The sequence below is a fragment of the Streptomyces sp. NPDC005070 genome, from assembly GCF_053600395.1.
This window is the reverse complement of record NZ_JBSFZS010000104.1, coordinates 1-22,066: the sequence shown is the minus strand read 5'-3', so window position 1 is coordinate 22,066 and position 22,066 is coordinate 1. Positions and strand designations below refer to the sequence as shown.

The following is a 22,066-nucleotide window of genomic DNA, read 5'->3' as shown; positions in this document are numbered from 1 at the left end:
TTGGAGGCGCCGCACACCGCAGTGCACGTAATGGCATCGGCGGCCATATGCCGAGAACGATGGAGGACACATGTCACCCCGGCTCGACGCATCGCAGACCCTGACGGCGACGTCGACTCCTTCTCCGGGTTCCCCGGAGCACGTCGACGCAACCGGAACCCACGGAGTCGACGCTCTCACCGGACTCGACGGACTTCCGGAGATCCCCCCGTACGACGAGGTGGGGCCGGTGGACGCACGGGCTCTGTCCAAGACGCTCTTCTCGCGGCTGGAGTCCCTCGAAGAGGGCACGCACGACTACGCGTACGTACGCAACACGCTCGTCGAACTCAACCTCGCGCTGGTGAAGTTCGCCGCCTCCCGCTTCCGCTCCCGCAGCGAGCCGATGGAGGACATCATCCAGGTCGGCACCATCGGCCTCATCAAGGCGATCGACCGCTTCGAGCTGAGCCGGGGCGTCGAGTTCCCCACCTTCGCGATGCCGACGATCATCGGCGAGATCAAGCGCTTCTTCCGTGACACCTCCTGGTCGGTGCGGGTGCCCCGCAGGCTCCAGGAGCTCCGGCTCGACCTGGCCAAGGCCGGCGACGAGCTGGCCCAGCGCCTCGACCGCGCCCCGACCGTGAACGAGCTCGCGGAACGGCTCGGCATCAGCCGCGACGAGGTCGTCGAGGGCATGGCCGCGTCGAACGCCTACACGGCCAGTTCGCTGGACGCCCAGCCCGAGGAGGACGACTCCGAGGGCGCGCTCGCGGACCGCATCGGCTACGAGGACAACGGACTCGAGGGCATCGAGTACGTGGAGTCCCTCAAGCCGCTGATCGCGGAACTCCCCCAGCGCGACCGGCAGATCCTCTCCCTGCGCTTCGTGGCCAACATGACCCAGTCCGAGATCGGCGACGAACTCGGCATCTCCCAGATGCATGTCTCCCGGCTCCTGTCGCGCACCCTCGTGCGACTCCGGAAGGGCCTGACCGTCGAGGAGTGACACGGCTTGGCGGCCCGCGTGGCCGCGCGTCCGAGCGGTCCGGCGCCGACGGCGCCGGACCGCTCCGTCCTTTCCGCCGGACGTCCGCATCGCCGCACAGGCAACCTCCTTGCCCCACGGGGAGGTTGGGGCGCGGAGGATGAGAGCGCTCCCAGGGAATCGTTGTCCGGCAGCTCTTTCCCCAGAAGGCCGATCCCGTCACCATGGGCATCCCAAACTGGCCGGTACGTCAGGACGGGACGAGCACGCACCAGGTGCGGGGAGGCGGAGAGACATGGCACAGGGCGACCCGGCCGACAGAGACATCCCGGCCGAGGCCGACGGACTGCCCGCGGGGGCGTCCGACGCACGGCTGACCGAGCTGCTGCGCGCCGGCACCTCGACCGCGTACGCGGCGCTCCAGGAACTGCGCGCACGCCACCGCGCCTCGGTCCTCGCCTACGCCCGGATGTGCACCACCGGCGACTCCGGAGCCGGACAGCTCGCCGCGCAGACCTTCACCCTCGCGGCCCGCGAGACGGCGCGCGGCATCGACCCGAACGTCCCCTGGCGGCACCAGCTCCTGCTGCTGACCGGGCGTGTGGCCGCCTCCTGGGCCCAGGACCAGCGGGCCGCGGGACTCGACCCCGGGCTGCTCCTCGTCCTCAGCACCGCGGGCCCCGGCGGCCCCGCCCCCTCCCTGCTCCCCGCCTTCCAGTCCCTCCCGTCCCGCGCCCAGGGGCTCATCTGGTACGCGGTCGTGGAGCGCGAGCCCGCCGAACGGACGGCGGTCCTGCTCGGCCTCACGGTCGAGGACGTCACGTACGGCACCGACCAGGCGCTCCACTCCCTGGGCCAGGCCTGTCTGCGGTACCGGCTGGCCGCCTCGGACGATCCGCGCTGCGGGGACTTCCGCCGGCTGATCGAGGAGTCGGTACGGCCCGACAACCCCCGCTCCAGCACCGACCTGCACACCCACATGGCGCGCTGCGCGCACTGTTCGGCCGCCTACGAGGAACTGACCGCGCTGCGCGACCACCCGCGCTCCGCCCTGGCCGAGGGCCTGCTGCCGTGGGCGGGCACGGCGTACGTCACGAACCACCCGCCGGGGACGGGAGCCGTCCCGCCGGTTCCCGGCGCCCCGCGAACGTCGGTGCTGCCCTGGCCGCCGTCCCGCCGGTTCGTCCTGACCTCGGCGGCGGCGCTCGGCGTGGCCCTGGCGCCGGTGCTGTTCCTGCTGCTGTCCTCGGGCGAGGCACCGTCCACGGGCGCTGCGGGCTCCGTCGGCACGCCCTCGGGCCCGCCCGCGGTGACCGTCACGGCGACGGTCCCGGTCGCCCCGTCGGCCCCCACGCCCTCGCCCTCGCCCTCACCCTCGGCGACCTCCGCGTCGCCCTCGCCGTCCCACAGTTCGGCGCCGCCGAGGTCACCTGGCCCGAAGCCGACGCCGACCGTCGTCCTCAGCCCGCCGGGCGGCGCCGCCACCCAGGTGGTGAACGTCGCCTCGGGGCTGTGCCTGGACATCCGCGACGGCGACTTCGAGAAGGGCACCGACGTCGTCACGGCGCCCTGTACGTCCTCGCCCACCCAGCGCTGGCGCGTCGACAGCGGTTCCCTCCGGTCGGCCGCGGACGACGACTTCTGCCTGGACAGCCGGGGCTCCGTCGACAAGGGCGTGGGCATCTGGGAGTGCTCCTCGCTCGACGGCGGCCACGGCGACAACCTCCGGTTCACCGTCGACGGGGACGGTGTGATCCGCCCGGCCGTGGCCATCGAGACGGCCATGACACCGGACGGCGAGGGCGGGCTGTCCCTGGTGCCGCTGACCGGGGGCACGGGCCAGCGCTGGCGCGCGGGCAGCGCCTGAGGGGTCCGTGGGCCCGCCCCCGTCGGCGGGCTCAGATCTCGCGGACGCCGCGCCGCCAGACGCCGGTGACCAGCGGGACGCCCGGACGGTAGGCGAGGTGGACGTGGCTCGGGGCGTCCAGCAGGGTCAGGTCCGCGTAGGCGCCCGGCACGATGCGGCCGACGTCGTCCCGGCGCAGCGCCCGCGCGCCTCCCGCGGTCGCCGACCACACGGCCTCGTCCGGGGTCATCCGCATGTCCCGTACGGCGAGCGCGATGCAGAAGGGCACGGACGAGGTGAACGAGGAGCCGGGGTTGCAGTCGGTGGACAGGGCCACCGTGACACCGGCGTCGATCAGCCTGCGGGCGTCCGGCCACTCGGCGCGGGTGGAGAACTCGGCGCCGGGGAGCAGGGTCGCCACGGTGTCGCCGCTCGCGAGGGCGTCGACGTCCGCGTCCGTCAGGTGGGTGCAGTGGTCGGCGCTCGCCGCGTCGAGCTCGACGGCGAGCTGGACACCGGGGCCGTACGAGAGCTGGTTGGCGTGCACGCGCGGGTGCAGTCCCTTGGCCTTGCCGGCCGTGAGGATCGCCCGCGCCTGGTCGCCGTCGAAGGCGCCCTTCTCGCAGAAGACATCCACCCAACGGGCGTACGGGGCGCAGGCGTCGAGCATGTCGCCGGTCACCAGGGCGACATAGCCGGCCGGGTCGTCGGCGTAGTCCGGCGAGACGATGTGCGCGCCGAGGTAGGTGACCTCGTCGGTGTGCGAGGCCGCGATGCGCAGCGCGCGGGCCTCGTCCTCGACGGTCAGGCCGTAGCCGGACTTGGTCTCGAAGGTCGTGGTGCCCTGGCGGAGGGCCTCGCGCAGATAGCGCGTGAGGTTGCGCTCCAGCTCCTCGTCGGAGGCGGCGCGGGTCGCGGCGACGGTGGTGCGGATGCCGCCCGCGCTGTACGCGCGGCCGGACATACGGGCGTTGAACTCCTGGGTGCGGTCACCGGCGAAGACCAGGTGCGAGTGGGAGTCGACGAAGCCCGGGATCACCGCCCTGCCACCGGCGTCGACGCGGTTGTCAGTGGCGGGTGCTTTGCTTGATTCACCGGTCCACGCGACGCGGTCGCCTTCGATGACGACGGCCGCGTCCTGGATCAGACCGAGGGGGGAACCGTCGCCCAGGGAGGGATCGTTGGTGACCAGACTGGCGATGTTGGTGATGACGGTCGTGCTGCTCATGGCGTCCTCAAGGGTGGCGGGACTGCTGGCGGGGGGTATCGGGCGGGCGGGGTCCCCCGCCCGCCCGGGAGTCAGGAGCGCAGCGCCTGGACGGCGTCCGCGAGCGCTGCCGGCACATCGGGGACGAGCGTGTGCGCGCCGTCGCGCACGATGTGCCGGCCCGCCACGACCGTGTGCCGGACATCGGCGGCCGTGGCCGCGAATACGGCTGTCTCCGCGCCGAGGCGGGGCACCGGTCCCGCTGTTCTGACCGAGTCGAGGGCGATCGTCGTGAAGTCGGCGAGGGCGCCCGCCTCGATGGTGCCCGCCCCGTCCCAGCCGAGGGCCGCGTGGCCGTCGGCGGAGGCGGCGCGCAGCAGGGCGGCGGCCGTCCAGTGACCTCGGGTGCGGGTGCGCAGCCGTTCGTTCAGCTCCATCGCGCGGGCCTCTTCGAGGAGGTCGATGACGGCGTGGCTGTCGGAGCCGAGCGAGAGGGGTGAGCCCGCGCGCTGGAGGGCGGCGGCGGGGCCGATGCCGTCGGCGAGGTCGCGTTCGGTGGTGGGGCACATGCAGGTGCCGGTGCCGGAGCCGCCGAGCAGGGCGATGTCCTCGTCGGTGAGGTGCGTGTTGTGGACGCCGGTGGTGCGCGGTCCGAGGACGCCGTGGTCGGCGAGCAGACGGGTGGGAGTGCGGCCGTGGGCGGCGAGGCAGGCCTCGTTCTCGGCCGTCTGCTCGGACAGGTGGACATGGAGCGGGGCGCGCCGCTCCTCGGCCCAGCGCGCCACGGTGGCGAGCTGTCCGGCGGGCACGGCCCGTACGGAGTGGATCGCCGCGCCGATCCGTGCGTGATCCCGGTCCTTGAGAAGTGAAGAGCGTTCCGCCCAGGCGTCGGCGGTGCCGTCGGAGAAGCGCCGCTGGTGCGGGTTGGGCGGCTGGCCGAAGCCGGAGGAGAGGTAGGCCGTGTCGAGCAGGGTGATGCGGATCCCGGCGTCGGCGGCCGCGGCGATGAGTGCCTCGCCCATGGCGTTGGGATCGGCGTAGGGGGTGCCGTCGTGGGCGTGGTGCACGTAGTGGAACTCGCCGACGGCGGTGACCCCGGCGAGCGCCATCTCCGCGTACACCGCGCGGGCCAGCGCGTGGTAGGTCTCCGGGGTCAGCCGGTCCGCGAAGGAGTACATGATCTCGCGCCAGGTCCAGAAGGTGCCGGAGCCGACCTGGACGGTGCCGCGCAGGGCGCGGTGGAAGGCGTGCGAGTGGGCGTTGGCGAGGCCGGGGAGGGTGAGTCCGCGCAGGATCTCGGCGCCCGGGGGCGGGGTGTCGACGCCGGTGCGCACCTCGGTGACGCGGCCGTCGGCACCGGCCTCGGAGCCGCCCGTGGACACGGTCACGGCGACGCCCGGCTCGACGTTGGTGTCGAGCCAGGCGTGTTCCAGCCAGTACGTCTGCGTCACCTGCAGGCCAGCCCTTCGAGTACGTCGGCGAGTGCGGTCACCCCGGCCACGCAGTCGTCCTCGGCGGCGTACTCGGCCGGGGAGTGCGAGACACCCGTGGGGTTGCGTACGAACAGCATGGCGGTCGGGACGGTGCCGGAGAGGATTCCGGCGTCGTGTCCGGCGCCGGTCCCGAGAACGGGCACGTTCAGGACGGCGTCGCGTTCCTTGCCCAGGATGCGGGCGAGTTCGTCGCGCAGGGCGTGCTCGAACTCGACGACGGGGGTGAACGACTCGCGGATGACGTCGAGTTCGACGCCCTGCGCCTCGGCGTACTCGCGGGCCGCCTTCTCGACGCCGCCGACGACGGTGTCGAGGGTGACCTGGTCGGCGGCGCGGGAGTCGAGCCAGCCGCGGACGAGGGAGGGGATGGCGTTGACGCCGTTGGGCTCGACGGCGATCTTGCCGAACGTGGCGACGGCGCCCGCGAGCCGGGCCTCGCGGCGGGCGGCGAGGACGGTCTCGGCGTACGGCAGCATCGGGTCGTGGCGGTCCACGAGCCGGGTCGTGCCGGCGTGGTTGGCCTCGCCCCGGAAGTCGAAGCGCCAGCGGCCGTGCGGCCAGATGGCGCTGGCGATGCCGACCTGGTCGCCGCTGAGGTCCAGGGCGCGGCCCTGCTCGACGTGGAGTTCGACGAACGCGCCGATCCGGCCGAGGCGTTCGGGGTCGGGGCCGATGGCGCCCGCGTCGTACCCGGCGTTCTCCATGGCCTGCGGGAGGGTGATGCCGTCGGCGTCGGTGAGCCGGTGCGCCTGCTCGACGGTGAGCTGTCCGGCGGCCAGCCGGGAGCCGACGCAGGCGAGGCCGAACCGGGCGCCCTCCTCGTCACCGAAGTTGACGATGGCGAGGGGCCTGGTGAACCGGACGCCCCGGGCGCGGAGTTCGTCGAGGGCGGCGAAGGAGGAGACGACACCGAGGGGGCCGTCGAAGGCACCGCCGTCGGGCACGGAGTCCAGGTGCGAGCCGGTGACCACGGCGTCGCCCTCGGCGGGGTCGCCGAGCCAGGCCCACTGGTTGCCGTTGCGGTCGAGTTCGTAGATGAGCCCGCGGGACTCGGCCTGCTGCCGGAACCAGGCACGGCAGTCGGTGTCGGCCCCGGTCCAGGCGAACCGGCGGTAGCCGCCGGAGGCGGAGCTGCGGCCGACCGGCAGCAGCTCCGCCCACATGCTGTGGAACGTCACGCGTCGTCACCTTCGCGCATCGGGATGCGCACACCGCGCTCGTCCGCGACGGACTCGGCGATGTCGTAGCCGGCGTCGACGTGGCGGATGACGCCCATGCCGGGGTCGTTCGTCAGCACGCGGCGGATCTTCTCGCCCGCGAGCTTGGTGCCGTCGGCCACGGAGACCTGGCCGGCGTGGATGGAGCGGCCCATGCCGACGCCGCCGCCGTGGTGGATGGAGACCCAGGAGGCGCCGGAGGCGACGTTCACCATGGCGTTCAGCAGCGGCCAGTCGGCGATCGCGTCGGAGCCGTCGAGCATGGCCTCGGTCTCGCGGTACGGGGAGGCGACGGAGCCGCAGTCGAGGTGGTCGCGGCCGATGGCCAGCGGGGCCGCCAGCTCGCCCGAGGCCACCATGTCGTTGAAGCGCTCGCCGGCCTTGTCGCGCTCGCCGTAGCCGAGCCAGCAGATACGGGCGGGCAGGCCCTGGAAGTGGACGCGCTCGCCGGCCAGCTTGATCCAGCGGTGCAGGGACTCGTTCTCCGGGAAGAGGTCGAGGATCGCCTTGTCCGTCTTGTGGATGTCGGAGGCCTCGCCGGACAGGGCCGCCCAGCGGAAGGGGCCCTTGCCCTCGGAGAAGAGGGGGCGGATGTAGGCGGGGACGAAGCCGGGGAAGGCGAAGGAGCGGTCGTACCCGGCGAGCTGGGCCTCGCCGCGGATGGAGTTGCCGTAGTCGAAGACCTCGGCGCCCGCGTCCATGAAGCCGACCATGGCCTCGACGTGCCTGGCCATGGACTCGCGGGCGCGGGTGGTGAAGCCCGCCGGGTCCTTGGCGGCCGCGTCGGCCATGTCGTCGAAGTCGACGCCGACGGGGAGGTAGGCGAGCGGGTCGTGGGCCGAGGTCTGGTCGGTCACGATGTCGATGGGCGCGCCCTCGGCGAGCATGCGGGGCAGCAGCTCCGCGGCGTTGCCGAGCAGGCCGATGGAGAGCGGCTTGCGCTGGTCGCGGGCCTCGACGGCGAGCTGGAGGGCGTGCTCCAGGGAGTCGGCCTTCACGTCCAGGTAGCGGTGCTCGATGCGGCGCTCGATGGCGCGGGGGTCCACGTCGATGCAGATGGCGACGCCGTCGTTCATCGTCACGGCGAGCGGCTGGGCGCCGCCCATGCCGCCGAGACCGGCGGTCAGCGTGATCGTCCCGGCGAGGGTGCCGTTGAACTTCTTCGCGGCGACGGCGGAGAAGGTCTCGTAGGTGCCCTGGAGGATGCCCTGGGTGCCGATGTAGATCCAGGAACCGGCGGTCATCTGGCCGTACATGGTCAGGCCGAGCTGCTCGAGTCGCCGGAACTCCTCCCAGTTCGCCCAGTCGCCGACCAGGTTGGAGTTGGCGAGGAGGACGCGCGGGGCCCACTCGTGGGTCTGCATGACGCCGACGGGGCGGCCGGACTGGACGAGCATCGTCTCGTCCTGCTTGAGGGTCCGCAGCGTGCGGACCATGGCGTCGAAGGAGCGCCAGTCGCGGGCGGCCTTGCCGGTGCCGCCGTAGACGACGAGCTTGTCGGGGTGCTCGGCGACCTCGGGGTCGAGATTGTTCTGCAGCATCCGCAGGGCGGCTTCCTGCTGCCATCCCAGGGCACTCAGTTCCGTACCGCGCGCTGCTCGGACGGGGCGGGGTCCTGACATGGTCTGCCTCCTAGCGGACTGTTGCTTCAGATATTCACATCCTGACTCTTTGAATAAGACTAGTCAATAGGCGCGCGGCCCCACACGCGCCCCTCCCGGATGTTTGGCTGGGACGCATGGGCGCAGACATGGACCGGGCAGGGGATCGGGCGGACGACGGCGACGACCGGACGGACGGGGCTGCGATGTCTTCGGCCGGGATTTGGGAGGCGACGCGGGTCTCACGGCGGGACGACGCCGTGCGGGCCGCCGTGGAGCAGGGGCTCCTCGCTCCGGACCGTCCCATCGTCGCGCTCCTGGACGTCCCCGGCATCCGGGCCTCGGCCGCCGCGCTGCGCGCCGCCTTCGAGTCGGTGACCGCCCCCGGCACTCCGGTGCTGCACGCCTTCGCGGTGAAGGCGACGCCCCTCGTGCCCGTCCTGCGGCTGCTGCGCGAGGAGGGCGTCGGCGCCGAGGTGGCGAGCCCCGGGGAGCTCGCGCTCGCCCGGGCGGCCGGGATCGCGCCCGGGCGGACCGTGCTCGACTCGCCGGCCAAGACACCGGCCGACCTGCGCGAGGCGCTGGCGCTGGGCATCGCGGTCAACGCGGACAGCCCGCAGGAACTGGACCGCATCGACGCCGCCGTCCGCTCGGCGGCCACCCGCTCCCCCCTCGGAATCCGGGTGAACCCGCAGGTCGGCGGGGGTTCGATCGGGGCACTGTCGACGGCGACGGCGACCTCCAAGTTCGGGGTCGCGCTGCGGGACGAGGGAGCCCGCGCCTGGATCGTGCGGGCGTACGCCGACCGGCCCTGGCTGACCCGGCTGCACGCGCACTCGGGCTCACAGGGCATGCCGCTCCCGCTGATGGCACGGGGTGTGGCGGAGACGTACGCGCTGGCGGAGGAGATCAACCGGCACGTCGGACGACGGCAGGTCGACACGATCGACATCGGCGGCGGACTGCCGGTCGACTTCGGCTCCGACGCCATGGCACCGACGTACGAGCAGTACGCGCGACTGCTCGCGGAGGTGACACCGGGGCTGTTCGACGGGCGGTACGGGCTGGTCACCGAGTTCGGGCGGTCCCTGCTGGCCAAGCACGGGACGGTGCTGGCCCGGGTCGAGTACACGAAGTCCGCCGGGGGCCGGGCGGTCGCGGTCACCCACGCCGGGGTGCAGGTGGCGACCCGCACGGTGTACGCGCCGGCATCGTGGCCGCTGCGGATCGCCGCGTACGACGCGAAGGGCCGGCCCAGGACGGGGCCGGACGTCGTCCAGGACATCGCGGGCCCGGCCTGCTTCGCGGGCGACCTGCTCGCCGAGGGCCGCCCGCTGCCGCTGCTCGAACAGGGCGACCACGTGGCCGCGCTGGACACCGGCGCGTACTACTTCGCCCACCACTACGCGTACAACTCCCTGGCCCGCCCCGGCATCTACGGCTACGCCCCGGCCGAGGGCGACCCGGGAACCACCCGCTTCGCGGTCGTACGGAGCCCCCAGACCCTCGCCGAGATCGTCGCCGAATCAGGCGGCCCCCACACCCGCTCACTCACCGCACTGTAGAAATCCAGCGCTTCCAAGAAGGGCGACACCGGGGCGCGCCGAAAATGCCGGGCACCCGTTCGCACTCGTGTGCGCCCCCGTCGCACCGCTCCAGGGCAGCACAAACCGACCCCAGCGGGTTTAGGAGCGTCCGAGAATGTGGTCAGTCGACCCACCTTAGTCATCGCGGGCATTTTCCACAGGAAAATGCCCGATCACTCCCTTCCCGTGCACACAGTGCGTAACTTCTTCGTCACTCGGCCGAACCCTTTGGCGGGAGGGAGACACGGTGCCCGGTATCGACGAGTGCCTGCTGGAGGCCATGACACTGCCCGGTGCGCGGGGCGCCTCGGTGGTCGACTGGACCAGCGGCCTGGCCCTGGGCACGGTCGGCGACGCTCCGGGCGACGACCACGAGACGACCGCGGCGGAGGCCGCCGAGCTGGCCCGACTGGCCGCGGAGAACCGCTCGTTCGCCCCCAAGGGCGGCTCCGACTGGTCCGAGTGGTCCGATCAGGAGACCCCGATCGAAGACCTGATCATCAGCAACCGCGACAGCTATCACGTCCTGCGATTCGTCCGGACCGCCTTCGACAGCAGTGTGTTCCTGCACCTGTGGCTGGCCCGCTCGGACGGCAACCTCGCCCTGGCCCGCATCCGGCTGGGCGAGATGGCCGGACGGCTGGTGCTCGTATGACCACGGTCAGGACACCTCCCCCGCCCCGGCTCCCGATACGGGACCCGGCACCGGGCGCCGCCGGCGGCGCCTCACCGATGCTCAGCCGTCTCGCCGACGAACGGGCCACCGGCGTCCTCATCCGCGAGCGCGGCACCCTCTACCTCGCCGACGGCGAGGTGGTGCACGCCGAGAGCCCGGCCACACCCGGGCTCGACGTCCTCTTCTCCGTCCACGGCGTCCTGGACCCCGAGGTGTGGCGGGAGGCGGTCGCCGCGGCCGGCGCCCGCCGCCGGGTCGGCCGGTTCCTGATCGACACCGGACGGATCGCGGAGGGCGCGCTGGAACTGTGCCACCTCGGCTCCCTCTACGACGCCGCGTACTTCGTGCTCGGGCCGAGCAGCACCCCGAGCCGCTTCCGGTACGGCGCCGCGCACTGGTTCGGCCCGCTGCGCCCCGTCCCGGTCGCCGCGCTGGAGCGCGAGACGGTGCGCCGGCGGGAACTCCTGCACCGGATCTGGCCCGACCCGGCGACCGACACCGCACCACTGCGGCGCGCCCTGCTCGCCGCGGGACCGTCGGTGCCGCTGCGCCAGGAGGCCGTCCTCGGCCGGGTGGACGGCGTCCGAACGGCGGCGGACGTGTCCCTCGCGCTGGGCCGGCCGGCCTTCCACACGCTCGTCGACCTGCGCCGGCTCGCCGCCGCCGGACTCGTGACGGCCGCGCCCGAACCGCAGCCGCTCCCCCCGCCCAGCGTGCTCACCCAGACCTCCGCCGATCCCGACGTCGCGTTGCTGCGACGACTCAGAGACGCGCTGGAGGCCTTGTGAGTCCCAACCCCGCGGGAGGCCTTGTGATCCGCGCGCTACGACAGCGTGCCGAGAGGAGACTGCTGATGGCGGCGGAGGCCGAAGTCCTGGACGAACTCCATCGGCTCCGGGCCCGGGTGCCCCAGCTGACCGGAGCGCTCGCGGCCAGCGCCGACGGTCTCGTCCTCGCCCACGACACGCCCGGCGTGGAGCCGGACGGCCTGGCCGCGCTCACCGCGGCCGCCCTGGGGGTCGCCATACGGATGGCCGAGTCCACCGGTCACGGAGACCTGCGCGAGCTGCTGGTGCGCGGCGTGCACGGCTATGTGGCGACGTACGCCGCGGGTGGCTCCGCCGTGCTGACACTGCTCGCCCAGGACCGGGTCAACGTCGGCCGGCTGCACCTGGAGGGGCGGCGCTCCGGCACCCGGATCGGCGAACTCGTCGACGCCGCCACGGCCCGCGGGGAGCCGGCCGCCGAACCGGCCAAGCCCTCCGCCAAGCCCTCCGCGAAGACCCCGCTGCGCACGCGCACCCCCCGCGGCACCACGCCGCGGTCCACATCCACTCCTGCGACCAACCACCCGAGAACATCAGAGAGCTGAAGGAGCACCCCATCATGACGAACACCGAGACCGCCCTCAAAGAGGCTCTGGCGTCCATCGAGGGCGCGACCGGTGCCGCCCTCGTCGACTACACGAGCGGAATGGCGCTGGGCACCATCGGCGGCAGCAAGAGCTTCGACCTCACGGTCGCGGCCGCCGGCAACACCGACGTCGTCCGCGCCAAACTGCGCACGATGGAACACCTGGGCCTGAAGGGCGACATCGAGGACATCCTGATCACGCTCTCCGACCAGTACCACCTGATCCGGCTGATGAAGGGGCGAGGCGGAAACGGCCTCTTCCTGTACCTGGTGCTCGACCAGAAGCGCGCCAACCTGGCGATGGCCCGGCACCAGTTGAAGCGGATCGAGGCCGATCTGGAGATCTAGTTCCACGCACCGGGTCCGGTTCCGTTCCGGTCAGTGACGCCGCGCCCCACCGGGCGCGGCGTCACCCGCCACCACTCCGGTGGCCCGGACGGCGCGGACCGGTTTGCCCACGGGCGCTCCGGCGCGCGGGCCGAGCCAGTCGACGCGTACCCAGATCAGCGCCTGTTCGGCCCGCTCCACCCGTCCGAGCCTGGCGGCCTTCAGCCACAGTCCGACACCCGCCCCCGCGAGCAGCATGCCGCCCGCGGCGGGCACGGCGAACGAACTGCCCAGCGCGACGGCGAAGGCGAGCAGCAGCCACCAGCGGTGGCCCCGGCGCCAGTTGCGCACGGTCACGGCACGGTCCTGGAGCACATCGTGCTTGCCGGCCCGCGCGGCCGAGCGGACCAGGACGTCATACCGCTTCGTACGCCGGCGCGCGACCACGAACGCCGTGACGAGAAACAGCGCGGCGCCCGCCATGACGCCGATCCTGCGCCCGGTCAGCCCGGGGAGCAGTACGCCCACCCCGGCGGCCGGCGCCCCGCACCACCACAGCGGCGATGCTCCCGCCCGCACCACGACGGCCACTCGGGCCAGTCCCTGTCCTCCGCGCGCCACGATCCGCCTCCCGTCCCCGCGCCCACACGTCCACGGGCACGCCGCCGACGGCCGCCACGCCCGTATGTCTTCGGGCCCGCAGGTTAGCCACGGAAGGTGAGACGCGTCTGAGAAGCGCCCGCAGCACCGGCCGGGCGCCGGGAGGGACGCCTCCTACTCCACGAACAGGCCCCGTACGGCGGCCCGTGCGTCGAACTGCTCCAGCCGCGCCTGGGCGTCCGGCAGGTCGTCGCACATGGCCTCCAGCAGGACGCGGCCCAGCAGCATCGGCGCGCACGCGGTGTCGAAGGCGAGGCCGGTGCCGACGGCGGCGGGGAGCAGCAGGTCGGACACCTTCGCCACCGGCGCGAACGCCGAGTCGGCGACCGTGACGACGGTCAGCCCGGCCTCCTTCGCGTAACCGAGGGCGTCGAGGACCTCGCGCGGATGGCGGGGCAGCGCGAAGCACAGCAGGGCCGTGGCCCCGGCCCGGACGGCCGCGTCGATACGGTCCTGGAGCATCGTGCCGCCCTCGTGCAGCAGCCGGACGTCGGGGTGCACCTTGGCGGCGAAGTAGGCGAAGCCGTAGGCCTGGGAGGCGGCGGCGCGCAGGCCGAGGACGGGCAGCGGGCGGGACGCGGCGAGCAGCCGCCCCGCCCGCGCGACCGGCCGCGGATCGGAGAGCACGGCGGCGAGGTGACGCAGGTTCTCGATCTCGGCCTCGACGGCTTGCTGGTACTCGTTGTACGAGGCGGTGTCGGCGGCCGGTTCGGCCGGCGCGACCTCGCGCAGGTGGCGGCGCAGCGCCGGGTAGCCGTCGAAGCCGAGCGCGACCGCGAAGCGGGTGACGGAGGGCTGGCTGACTCCGGCGAGTTCGGCGAGTTCGACGCTGGACAGGAAGGGCACGTCGGCGGCGCTGCGCACCATGCTGTGGGCGATGCGCCGCTGGGTCGGGGTGAGCCGGTGCCCCTCGAAGAGACTCTGGAGCCGTCCGGCGGGGCTGTCGCTCACACCCGCGCCGCTCGCCGGACCGCTTTCCGGACCGCCGCTGTCCGGGCCGCCGCTCTCCGGACCGCCGCCCCTCGTCGCCTCGCCGACGCCCGTCGTCCGGCCGACCCCCGTCGCCGTACCGTCCTCCATCGTCCCGCCGCCCCCCATCGCGTTGCCGTCCCCGTCCCTGTCGCCGCCTGCGGCCCTGTCGCCGAGCGTGCTCATGACGTGCTCCCCCTCCAGATGTCCGTGAACCGGTCGAGCAGCGCGGCGGCCGCCGTCACGTCGTCCGTGAGCGGCCGGTCGGTCTGCTCCGCGTCGAGCACCGCCTCGGCCAGCTCCAGTGCCCGCCCGGCCGGCAGCTCCGGGTCGGGCCGCAGGTCGCGCTGGCGCAGCGCCCGTACCGCGGCGACCAGTTCACAGCCGACGACGAGACGGTACGCACCACACGCACGCAGCGTCTGGCGTGCGGCGAGCGAGGCGAAGCTCGCCTGTTCCTCGACGCCCCGGGAGAGTACAGCGTGGCCGAGCGAGGCGGGCGCGGAGAAGGCCCGCAGGTCACCGAGCGCGGCACCGGCGGCGTACTCCAGGATCATCACGCCCGAGGACGCGGGCTCGTGGTCGGCGAGGAAGGGGCGCAGCCGGGTGTAGGCGGGTTCGTTGAGGGTGGACAGCCGGGAGGTGGACAGGCGTGCCACCTGAGTGACGGCGAGCCTGAAATGGTCGAGGGCGAGGGCGAGTTGGGCCTGGTAGAAGCCGCCGTGGTGATAGGCGGCCATGTCCTCGGGGCAGATGAGGGGGTTCTCCGCGGCGGCGTTGATCTCCACCGCGAGGACCGCCTCCAGCGCGTTCGCCGCGTCGTGGGCGGGGCCGTGGATCTGCGGCAGGCAGCGGAAGCCGTACGGGTCCTGGATGCGTCCGAGCGGTGGCGTGGGCCGGTCGGCGGCGCCGATCAGCTCCCGCATCCGGCGCGCCACCTCGATGGACCCCCGGTGCGGGCGGGCCGCGTGCACGGGTTCGGCGTAGGCCTCGTGGGACCCGTCGACCGCCAGCAGGGACAGTGCCGCGACGACCTGGGTGGCCCCGATCAGCCCGCGCAGTTCGTGCAGCGCGAGGGCGGACTGTCCGAGGGTGAGGGCGTTGCTGCTGATGAGCGCGAGCGCGTCGTTGTTGTCGAGCGGCTGCGGCTCGGGGGCGAGGCCCCCGCCGGCCCGGTCCTGCGAGCCGTCCGGGCCTCTCCACGGGTGCTCCCCCGCGAGGGCGAGGCCCATCTGGGCCAGGGCCGCGATGTCCCCGGTCCCGACCGAGCCGAACTCGTTGACGGCCGGGTACGCGCCGCTCTCCAGGGCCTCGCACAGCGCCGTCACGACGGTGGGCCGCAGTCCCGCGCCGCCCGCGAGGAGCTGGTTCGCGCGGACGGCGAGCATCGCCCGGACCTGCCGGGCGGGCAGTTCCGCGCCGATGGCGCCCGCGTGGCTGCGCAGCAGGCGCAGTCCGTGGCCGGCGGCCGCCTCGGTCGGGACGTCCTCGTTCCGGTTGGCGCCGACGCCGGTGGAGCGCCCGTAGACGCGGCCGGTGGCGGCGATGCGCCGGGCGGCGCACCAGGACTCCTCGACGCGCATCATGGCGTCCGTGCCGGGAACCGGCCGCGCGGTCCCGTCGGCGAGCCGTACGACGTCGTCGACTCCGGTGCCGCGGCCGTCCAGGACCACGAGTGCGACGGCCGCCGGAGGCGTCACCGCACCCGACGTGTCCACGATCCGAGACGACACCACGAGCACACCCTTCTATTCAGGTACCGGCAACTCTGCATGACGATATGCAGACCGGCAAGGGGCGTCTTGCGGGGGCTTCGCCCCGCCGTAACAGGGGGGCTATCCCCAGTGCCAGACGCGCCCCGGCTGCCTAACGTGATGGACATGACCGGTATGAACGCCCGCCATGACGACGCGGAGCTGAAGAAGGAACTCGACGCCACCCTGCACGCGCGCAGGGAACTCGGCGAGGAGTACGAGTCCGCGCTGGTCGACTCGTTCCTGGAGAAGGTCGAGCAGCACCTCGACGGCGCCGTCGACCGCCGGGTGCGGCGCCGGCTCGCCGAACAGCAGATGGTGGTGGCGCGCGGGTCGCGTGCTCCCCAGTCCGCCGACTCCTGGGGCGAGCGCTTCGGTTTCGCGATCGTCTCGCTCGTCCTCGCGATCCCGCTGTCCGCGATCGGCGCCGCCCAGGCCCACCTGCCCGGTCTGCTCGTCGCCTGGGGCGGCATCGTCGGAGTGAACGTGGTCCAGGCGGCGCGCCTGTCCCCCGGCTTCTTCGGCCGCCGCGCGTCCCGGCAGGAGTCGGACTGGGAGGACTAGGAGCCGGAAGGCATACGAAAGGGCCCGGCGCTCGGGACGAGCGCCGGGCCCTTCGACGTATGCGCGGGGACCGCCGCACCCCCGGTGAAGGGGGGCGGGACGACGGCGGTCCCCGCGAGGGACGCGGGCCGGGTCAGGACCGGGCTTGCGCGTCCTAGGCGTCCATGGAGGTCCGGGAGCCGCTCCGGAGGTCCTTGGCGCCGTTCGGCGCCGGCCTGGCGGGGAGCCGCTCCCGCCCTGCCGACACCCACTAATGTGCCGGACCCGTGTTAAGCGGGTGCTGCGCGGACGTGACGCGCTCGTACCACTTCCGCGAAGTTCACCCCGGCCTGAGCCGGAAGATCCACACGGATCCGACACTTCCAGCGAAAATCCTGCTCAGGCCCCGGACGGGGTCAGGCCCTGGTGCCGCCCTTGGCCAGGAAGGACAGCAGGTCCTGCCGGCTGACGACACCGGTGGGCTTGCCCTCGACGAGCACGATCGCCGCGTCGGCACCGCCGAGCACGGACATCAGGTCGCCGACCGGCTCACCGGAACCGACCTGGGGCAGCGGCGACGACATGTGCTTCTCCAGCGGGTCCTCCAGGGAGGCCCGCTTGGTGAACAGCGCGTCCAGGAGCTCGCGCTCCACGACCGACCCGATGACCTCGGCGGCCATCACGTCCGGGTGACCGGCACCCGGCTTGACGATCGGCATCTGCGAGACGCCGTACTCGCGCAGCACCTCGATGGCCTCGCCGACGGTCTCCTCCGGGTGCATGTGCACCAGCGAGGGGATGGAGGCGCCCGCCTTGTCGTTCAGGACGTCGGCGACGCGGGCGCTCGGGCCGGTGTCCTCCAGGAAGCCGTAGTCGGCCATCCACTCGTCGTTGAAGATCTTGCTGAGGTAGCCGCGGCCGCTGTCGGGGAGCAGCACGACGACGACGTCGTCGGGGCCGAGGCGCTCGGCGACCCGCAGCGCGGCCACGACGGCCATGCCGCAGGAGCCGCCGACGAGCAGCCCCTCCTCCTTGGCCAGGCGGCGCGTCATCTGGAAGGAGTCCTTGTCGGACACCGCGACGATCTCGTCCGCGACCGTACGGTCGTACGCGGTCGGCCAGAAGTCCTCACCGACGCCCTCGACGAGGTAGGGCCGGCCCGAGCCGCCCGAGTACACGGACCCCTCGGGGTCGGCGCCGACGACCTGCACCTTGCCGTCGCTGGCGTCCTTCAGATACCGGCCGGTACCGGAGATCGTGCCGCCGGTGCCGACACCCGCGACGAAGTGCGTGATCTTCCCCTCGGTCTGCTCCCACAGCTCGGGGCCGGTCGAGTGATAGTGCGACAGGGGGTTGTTCGGGTTGGAGTACTGGTCGGGCTTCCAGGCGCCCGGGGTCTCCCGCACGAGCCGGTCGGAGACGTTGTAGTACGAGTCCGGGTGCTCCGGGTCGACGGCCGTGGGGCAGACCACGACGTCGGCCCCGTACGCGCGCATCACGTTGATCTTGTCGGTGGAGACCTTGTCGGGGCACACGAAGATGCAGTGGTACCCCTTCTGCTGCGCCACGATCGCGAGGCCGACACCGGTGTTGCCACTGGTCGGCTCGACGATCGTGCCGCCGGGCTTGAGCGCGCCGCTCTCCTCCGCGGCCTCGATCATGCGCAGGGCGATGCGGTCCTTCACGGATCCGCCGGGGTTGAAGTACTCGACCTTCGCCAGGACGGTCGCCTGGATGCCCGCGGTCACGTTGTTGAGCCTCAACAGCGGGGTGTTGCCGACGAGACTGATCATCGAGTCGTGGAATTGCACCGTTGTCTCCGGAGCTGCGTTTTCAACAGGAATGGTCTCGTCAGCCTACGGCCCTGCGCAGGCGTTCACCCGCAGTTGAGATTGACCCACCCGCACTTCGGGGCAAGCAGTGGTTGTACGGCTACAGGAGGTGGCGGCGACGGATGTCGAGCATGTCGAGGGCGAGGGTGGCCCGGCGGATCGCCGCGGGCGCGGCGTACGGCGGGGGCGGCATCGGGCTGGTGGGTGCGGCGGCTGTCGGTCTGGTGCTGGCCGAGGTGCAGTTCGTGAAGCGGCATGTGAACAACGGACACGCTCCCTACGCCCCGCGCGCCGACGGTCTGTACGGGTACGACTACACCGGCGCCTCTCCTGACGAACCCCCGCTGCGGCTGACGATGCTCGGCGACTCGACGGCCGCCGGCCAGGGGGTGCGCAGGGCCCGCCAAACGCCGGGCGCGCTGCTGTCCTCGGGGCTCGCGGCGGTGGCCGAGCGGCCGGTGGAGCTGTGCAATGTGGCGCTGCCCGGTGCCCAGTCGGACGACCTGGACCGCCAGGTCGCACTCGCCCTCACGGACACCTCCCGGCTGCCCGACGTCTGCGTGATCATGATCGGTGCGAACGACGTGACGCACCGGATGCCGCCGACGCGCTCGGTGCGTCATCTGTCCGCGGCGGTACGCCGGCTGCGCACGGCCGGTGCGGAGGTGGTCGTCGGCACCTGTCCCGACCTGGGCACGGTCGAGCAGGTCCAGCAGCCGCTGCGGTGGCTGGCGCGGCGCGCGTCACGCCAGCTCGCCGCCGCCCAGACGATCGGGACGGTCGAGCAGGGCGGCCGTACGGTGTCGCTGGGCGACCTGCTGGGCCCCGAGTTCGAGGCGAACCCGCGTGAGCTGTTCGGGCCGGACCACTACCACCCCTCGGCCGAGGGGTACGCGACGGCCGCCATGGCCCTGCTGCCCACCGTCTGCGCGGCGCTGGGCCTCTGGCCGGCCGAGGAGGAGCGTCCCGACGTCTCGCGTCACGAGGGGTTCCTGCCGGTCGCCCGGGCGGCAGCGGAGGCCGCGTCCGAGCCCGGCACCGAGGTCGCTGCCGCGATGCCCACCGGGCCCCGTGGTCCCTGGGCCCTCCTGAAACGCCGCCGCCGCCAACGCCTCCCGGCAACAGACCCAGCCCCCACCCCGTCCAACTGACCCCGACGGGTCCCGTCCGGGCGCTTCAGGCCCATCCCCGGCCGCAGGTACGTGGGGGCTGGTCGCGCAGTTCCCCGCGCCCCTGGCCTTCTCACCGTGACCGGCGCCGAAATGCGCGCCCCCGTGGGGGGTTCTCTCCGCGGGCGGTGCCTGGAAGATGCGGGCAAGGATTCAGCCCCTCCGGCGATTGAGGAGCGGGGTCCGGGGCGGAGCCCCGAGGGCGGTCACCCCCACAGGGGGCACCCACCCACCCCGCCCGGGGAAACGCACCCCCCTCCCCAAGGCGCCCCCGCCAGCAAAAAGCAAGCGCTTAGAAAAGTGCGGCCGGTGTCACACCCCCGCACCGGTGACCTCGACGGTACGTACGGGTAACTTCCCAGACAGCCCTGCACACTTCCCGTACGCCAATGGAGCCGTGATGCCCGAAGCCGTGATCGTCTCAGCCGCCCGCTCCCCGATCGGCCGCGCCTTCAAGGGCTCTCTGAAGGACGTGCGCCCCGACGACCTGACCGCCACGATCATCCAGGCCGCCCTCGCCAAGGTCCCCGAGCTGGACCCGAAGCTCATCGACGACCTGATGCTCGGCTGCGGCCTCCCCGGCGGCGAGCAGGGCCACAACCTCGGCCGCATCGTGGCCGTGCAGATGGGCATGGACCACCTCCCGGGCTGCACCATCACCCGCTACTGTTCCTCGTCCCTGCAGACCTCCCGCATGGCCCTGCACGCCATCAAGGCGGGCGAGGGCGACGTCTTCATCTCGGCGGGCGTCGAGATGGTGTCGCGGTCCGTCAAGGGCACCTCCGACGGCATGCCCGACACCCACAACCCCCTCTTCGCCGACGCCGAGGCCCGCACCCTCGAGGTCGCGCAGTCGGAGGGTTCGTCCTGGCACGACCCGCTCGAGGACGGCCTGATCCCCGACGCGTACATCTCGATGGGCCAGACCGCCGAGAACCTGGCCCGCCTCAAGGGCGTCACCCGCCAGGACATGGACGAGTTCGGCGTGCGCTCGCAGAACCTCGCCGAGGAAGCCATCAAGAACGGCTTCTGGGAGCGCGAGATCACCCCGGTCACGACCCCGGACGGAACGGTCGTCAGCAAGGACGACGGCCCGCGCGCGGGTGTGACGCTGGAGGCCGTCCAGGGCCTCAAGCCGGTCTTCCGCCCCGACGGCCTGGTCACCGCCGGCAACTGCTGCCCGCTGAACGACGGCGCCGCCGCCCTCGTGATCATGTCCGACACGAAGGCCCGCGAGCTCGGCCTGACCCCGCTCGCCCGCATCGTCTCGACCGGCGTCACCGGCCTGTCCCCCGAGATCATGGGCCTCGGCCCGGTGGAGGCCAGCAAGCAGGCGCTCAGCCGCGCCGGCCTCACCGTCGACGACATCGACCTGTTCGAGATCAACGAGGCCTTCGCCGCCCAGGTGATCCCGAGCGCCCGCGACCTCGGCATCCCGCTGGACAAGCTGAACGTGAACGGCGGCGCGATCGCCATCGGCCACCCCTTCGGCATGACCGGCGCCCGCATCACCGGCACGCTCATCAACAGCCTCCAGTTCCACGACAAGCAGTTCGGCCTGGAGACCATGTGCGTCGGCGGCGGTCAGGGCATGGCGATGGTCATCGAGCGCCTGAGCTGACAGCGATGACCCGTTCCTGTGACGGGATTTGAACCCAGCGTGAACGAATCGGCCCAGAAGCCCGGAACCACCGGGCCTCTGGGCCGATTTGTGATCCAATCCCATCCAAGATGTGACCTATGTCCCCCCGGAAGGGTATTTCCGCAGGTCAGGTGCATTGCACAGCTAAACCTGAGGCCCAAAGTCCTGTCCTATTCGTGACGTTACGCACTGACAGTTTGATGGTTTGCCCTTCAAGCTGATGTAGGAAGTCGGGGGCCGACTTTGAACCGGGAGTACGTCAGTGAGCGCCATGCCGATTGCTCTGCTGCTCGCCACCGCCGCAAGTGCGGCCGTGGGCGTCGCCGTTCTGCGCACCCTGTGGGGTGTGCGTCGGCAGGTGGCAGCCCTGCACAGCGAACTCGTCGCGAGCCGCGCCGTCGCGGCACGGGCTCTCGTGCCCGCGGCGCGCGGATCCGCCGACGCGGACGAGATACGCACGGCCGTGGCCGATGCGCTGGCCGAGGAGCGGGAGCGGGAGCTCGCCGAGGCGCGGGCCTTCTGGGCCGCCCAGGAGGCGCGTGACGTCTCCGACGCGCCGTCGCTGCTCGGACTGCCGGACAGCGAGCTGTTCCTGCCGCGCCACTCCGACTTCGTGGGCCTCGACCACCTGGAGCCGGTGACCGAGACCGGCACGGACCTGGAGGACTTCCACCAGAGCGGTACCGCCGGCGACTCCCCGGAACTCGCCGCGGCCCGCCGCCGTCACCCCTCGCACCCGGACTTCGTCCCGGTCCAGTCACCGGTGGTCAGCGACCACGAACGCACGGTGGCCCGCCTGGAGGAGCTCGCCGAGTCCCGTACGGAACTGGCGGACGTCCGCCCCGGCCCGCTCGGGACCCTCGACGTCTACGTCTTCGCCGACGGCACAACCCTGTGCATGACCCCGGGCCACCGCGAGACCGCGCAGCGGCTCGCCGCCGCGCTGACGGCGGGTGAGGCCCCGGTCCTGCTCGGCGGCTCCGGCGTCTCGGGCGCGTACGCGCTGACCTTCTCGTTCGGCGAGGAGAGCGTCTACATCCTGGCGGACCGCGTCATAGCGTCGCTGTAGCGGGGGGGCCCCCGGGGGGGCCGGAGGGGGGAGCCCGGCCCCGCGGTGGGCCCTCTGGTGCTTACCCCCTCCGCGTCTGTTCGCTGTGCCCTCCA

At 72.7% G+C, this 22,066-nt stretch carries 19 protein-coding genes; 11 read left to right on the top strand and 8 right to left on the bottom strand.

What is annotated here, in order from left to right; genetic code table 11:
• Positions 1 to 70: 70 nt before the first annotated feature.
• Both ACWEBX_RS28530 and ACWEBX_RS28525 read left to right on the top strand, forming a co-directional pair.
• Entirely contained in the window at positions 71 to 988 is a 918-nt protein-coding gene (locus tag ACWEBX_RS28530; protein ID WP_451887659.1) for an RNA polymerase sigma factor SigF, read from the top strand.
• Positions 989 to 1,262: 274 nt separating this feature from the next.
• The gene (locus tag ACWEBX_RS28525) at positions 1,263 to 2,834 is read left to right on the top strand and encodes a ricin-type beta-trefoil lectin domain protein (protein ID WP_451887658.1); all 1,572 of its coding nucleotides are present in this window, start codon (positions 1,263 to 1,265) and stop codon (positions 2,832 to 2,834) included.
• Positions 2,835 to 2,865: 31 nt separating this feature from the next.
• Here ACWEBX_RS28525 and hutI read toward each other — a convergent pair whose 3' ends face one another.
• From hutI to hutU, 4 genes are read right to left on the bottom strand one after another with little or no spacing between them, the layout of a single operon-like run.
• Positions 2,866 to 4,116, bottom strand: a complete 1,251-nt coding sequence (hutI, locus tag ACWEBX_RS28520; RefSeq protein ID WP_451887666.1) for an imidazolonepropionase — start codon at positions 4,114 to 4,116, stop codon at positions 2,866 to 2,868.
• Complete coding sequence (locus ACWEBX_RS28515) at positions 4,113 to 5,471, bottom strand: formimidoylglutamate deiminase (RefSeq protein ID WP_451887657.1); 1,359 nt, start codon at positions 5,469 to 5,471, stop codon at positions 4,113 to 4,115. Before ACWEBX_RS28515 ends, hutI begins: the two co-directional genes overlap by 4 nt.
• Entirely contained in the window at positions 5,468 to 6,691 is a 1,224-nt protein-coding gene (locus tag ACWEBX_RS28510; protein WP_451887656.1) for an allantoate amidohydrolase, read from the bottom strand. The genes ACWEBX_RS28515 and ACWEBX_RS28510 overlap by 4 nt, the downstream gene beginning before the upstream one ends.
• On the bottom strand, positions 6,688 to 8,352 hold the full coding sequence (gene hutU, locus ACWEBX_RS28505; protein ID WP_451887655.1) for a urocanate hydratase: 1,665 nt from the start codon (positions 8,350 to 8,352) through the stop codon (positions 6,688 to 6,690). Before hutU ends, ACWEBX_RS28510 begins: the two co-directional genes overlap by 4 nt.
• Positions 8,353 to 8,537: 185 nt before the next feature.
• Between hutU and ACWEBX_RS28500 the strand changes: the two genes are divergently transcribed.
• The 5 genes from ACWEBX_RS28500 (at position 8,538) to ACWEBX_RS28480 (ending at position 12,354) form a co-directional block, all read left to right on the top strand.
• Positions 8,538 to 9,896, top strand: a complete 1,359-nt coding sequence (locus ACWEBX_RS28500; RefSeq protein WP_451887665.1) for a diaminopimelate decarboxylase — start codon at positions 8,538 to 8,540, stop codon at positions 9,894 to 9,896.
• Between the two features lie 268 nt (positions 9,897 to 10,164).
• Positions 10,165 to 10,572 carry a hypothetical protein gene (locus ACWEBX_RS28495; RefSeq protein ID WP_037628227.1) on the top strand — a complete coding sequence of 136 codons (408 nt, stop codon included), beginning with the start codon at positions 10,165 to 10,167 and terminating at the stop codon, positions 10,570 to 10,572.
• The gene (locus ACWEBX_RS28490) at positions 10,569 to 11,381 is read left to right on the top strand and encodes a transcriptional regulator (protein WP_389849099.1); all 813 of its coding nucleotides are present in this window, start codon (positions 10,569 to 10,571) and stop codon (positions 11,379 to 11,381) included. Before ACWEBX_RS28495 ends, ACWEBX_RS28490 begins: the two co-directional genes overlap by 4 nt.
• A gap of 65 nt (positions 11,382 to 11,446) precedes the next feature.
• Positions 11,447 to 11,965: a roadblock/LC7 domain-containing protein gene (locus ACWEBX_RS28485; protein ID WP_384801804.1), complete on the top strand. Its 519-nt coding sequence runs from the start codon at positions 11,447 to 11,449 to the stop codon at positions 11,963 to 11,965.
• A gap of 14 nt (positions 11,966 to 11,979) precedes the next feature.
• Complete coding sequence (locus ACWEBX_RS28480) at positions 11,980 to 12,354, top strand: roadblock/LC7 domain-containing protein (RefSeq protein WP_355763800.1); 375 nt, start codon at positions 11,980 to 11,982, stop codon at positions 12,352 to 12,354.
• 30 nt (positions 12,355 to 12,384) lie between these two features.
• On the opposite strand, the gene ACWEBX_RS28475 is transcribed toward ACWEBX_RS28480, so the two are convergent.
• From ACWEBX_RS28475 to ACWEBX_RS28465, 3 genes are all read right to left on the bottom strand, one after another.
• Positions 12,385 to 12,954, bottom strand: a complete 570-nt coding sequence (locus ACWEBX_RS28475; protein WP_451887654.1) for a hypothetical protein — start codon at positions 12,952 to 12,954, stop codon at positions 12,385 to 12,387.
• Between the two features lie 153 nt (positions 12,955 to 13,107).
• Entirely contained in the window at positions 13,108 to 14,148 is a 1,041-nt protein-coding gene (locus tag ACWEBX_RS28470; protein WP_451887653.1) for a MurR/RpiR family transcriptional regulator, read from the bottom strand.
• Positions 14,145 to 15,695: an aromatic amino acid ammonia-lyase gene (locus ACWEBX_RS28465; protein ID WP_451887664.1), complete on the bottom strand. Its 1,551-nt coding sequence runs from the start codon at positions 15,693 to 15,695 to the stop codon at positions 14,145 to 14,147. The genes ACWEBX_RS28470 and ACWEBX_RS28465 overlap by 4 nt, the downstream gene beginning before the upstream one ends.
• A gap of 147 nt (positions 15,696 to 15,842) precedes the next feature.
• Here ACWEBX_RS28465 and ACWEBX_RS28460 point away from each other — a divergent pair, with 147 nt between their 5' ends.
• The gene (locus ACWEBX_RS28460; protein WP_451887652.1) at positions 15,843 to 16,280 is read left to right on the top strand and encodes a hypothetical protein; all 438 of its coding nucleotides are present in this window, start codon (positions 15,843 to 15,845) and stop codon (positions 16,278 to 16,280) included.
• Between the two features lie 395 nt (positions 16,281 to 16,675).
• Here ACWEBX_RS28460 and ACWEBX_RS28455 read toward each other — a convergent pair whose 3' ends face one another.
• The gene (locus ACWEBX_RS28455; RefSeq protein ID WP_451887651.1) at positions 16,676 to 18,070 is read right to left on the bottom strand and encodes a cystathionine beta-synthase; all 1,395 of its coding nucleotides are present in this window, start codon (positions 18,068 to 18,070) and stop codon (positions 16,676 to 16,678) included.
• A 143-nt stretch (positions 18,071 to 18,213) separates the two neighbouring features.
• Here ACWEBX_RS28455 and ACWEBX_RS28450 point away from each other — a divergent pair, with 143 nt between their 5' ends.
• The 3 genes from ACWEBX_RS28450 (at position 18,214) to ACWEBX_RS28440 (ending at position 21,971) form a co-directional block, all read left to right on the top strand.
• Positions 18,214 to 19,242 (top strand): SGNH/GDSL hydrolase family protein, encoded by a 1,029-nt coding sequence (locus ACWEBX_RS28450; RefSeq protein WP_451887650.1) that lies wholly within the window; start codon positions 18,214 to 18,216, stop codon positions 19,240 to 19,242.
• A 418-nt stretch (positions 19,243 to 19,660) separates the two neighbouring features.
• On the top strand, positions 19,661 to 20,881 hold the full coding sequence (locus ACWEBX_RS28445; protein WP_451887649.1) for an acetyl-CoA C-acetyltransferase: 1,221 nt from the start codon (positions 19,661 to 19,663) through the stop codon (positions 20,879 to 20,881).
• Between the two features lie 283 nt (positions 20,882 to 21,164).
• Positions 21,165 to 21,971 carry a hypothetical protein gene (locus ACWEBX_RS28440; protein WP_451887648.1) on the top strand — a complete coding sequence of 269 codons (807 nt, stop codon included), beginning with the start codon at positions 21,165 to 21,167 and terminating at the stop codon, positions 21,969 to 21,971.
• Positions 21,972 to 22,066 lie beyond the last annotated feature (95 nt).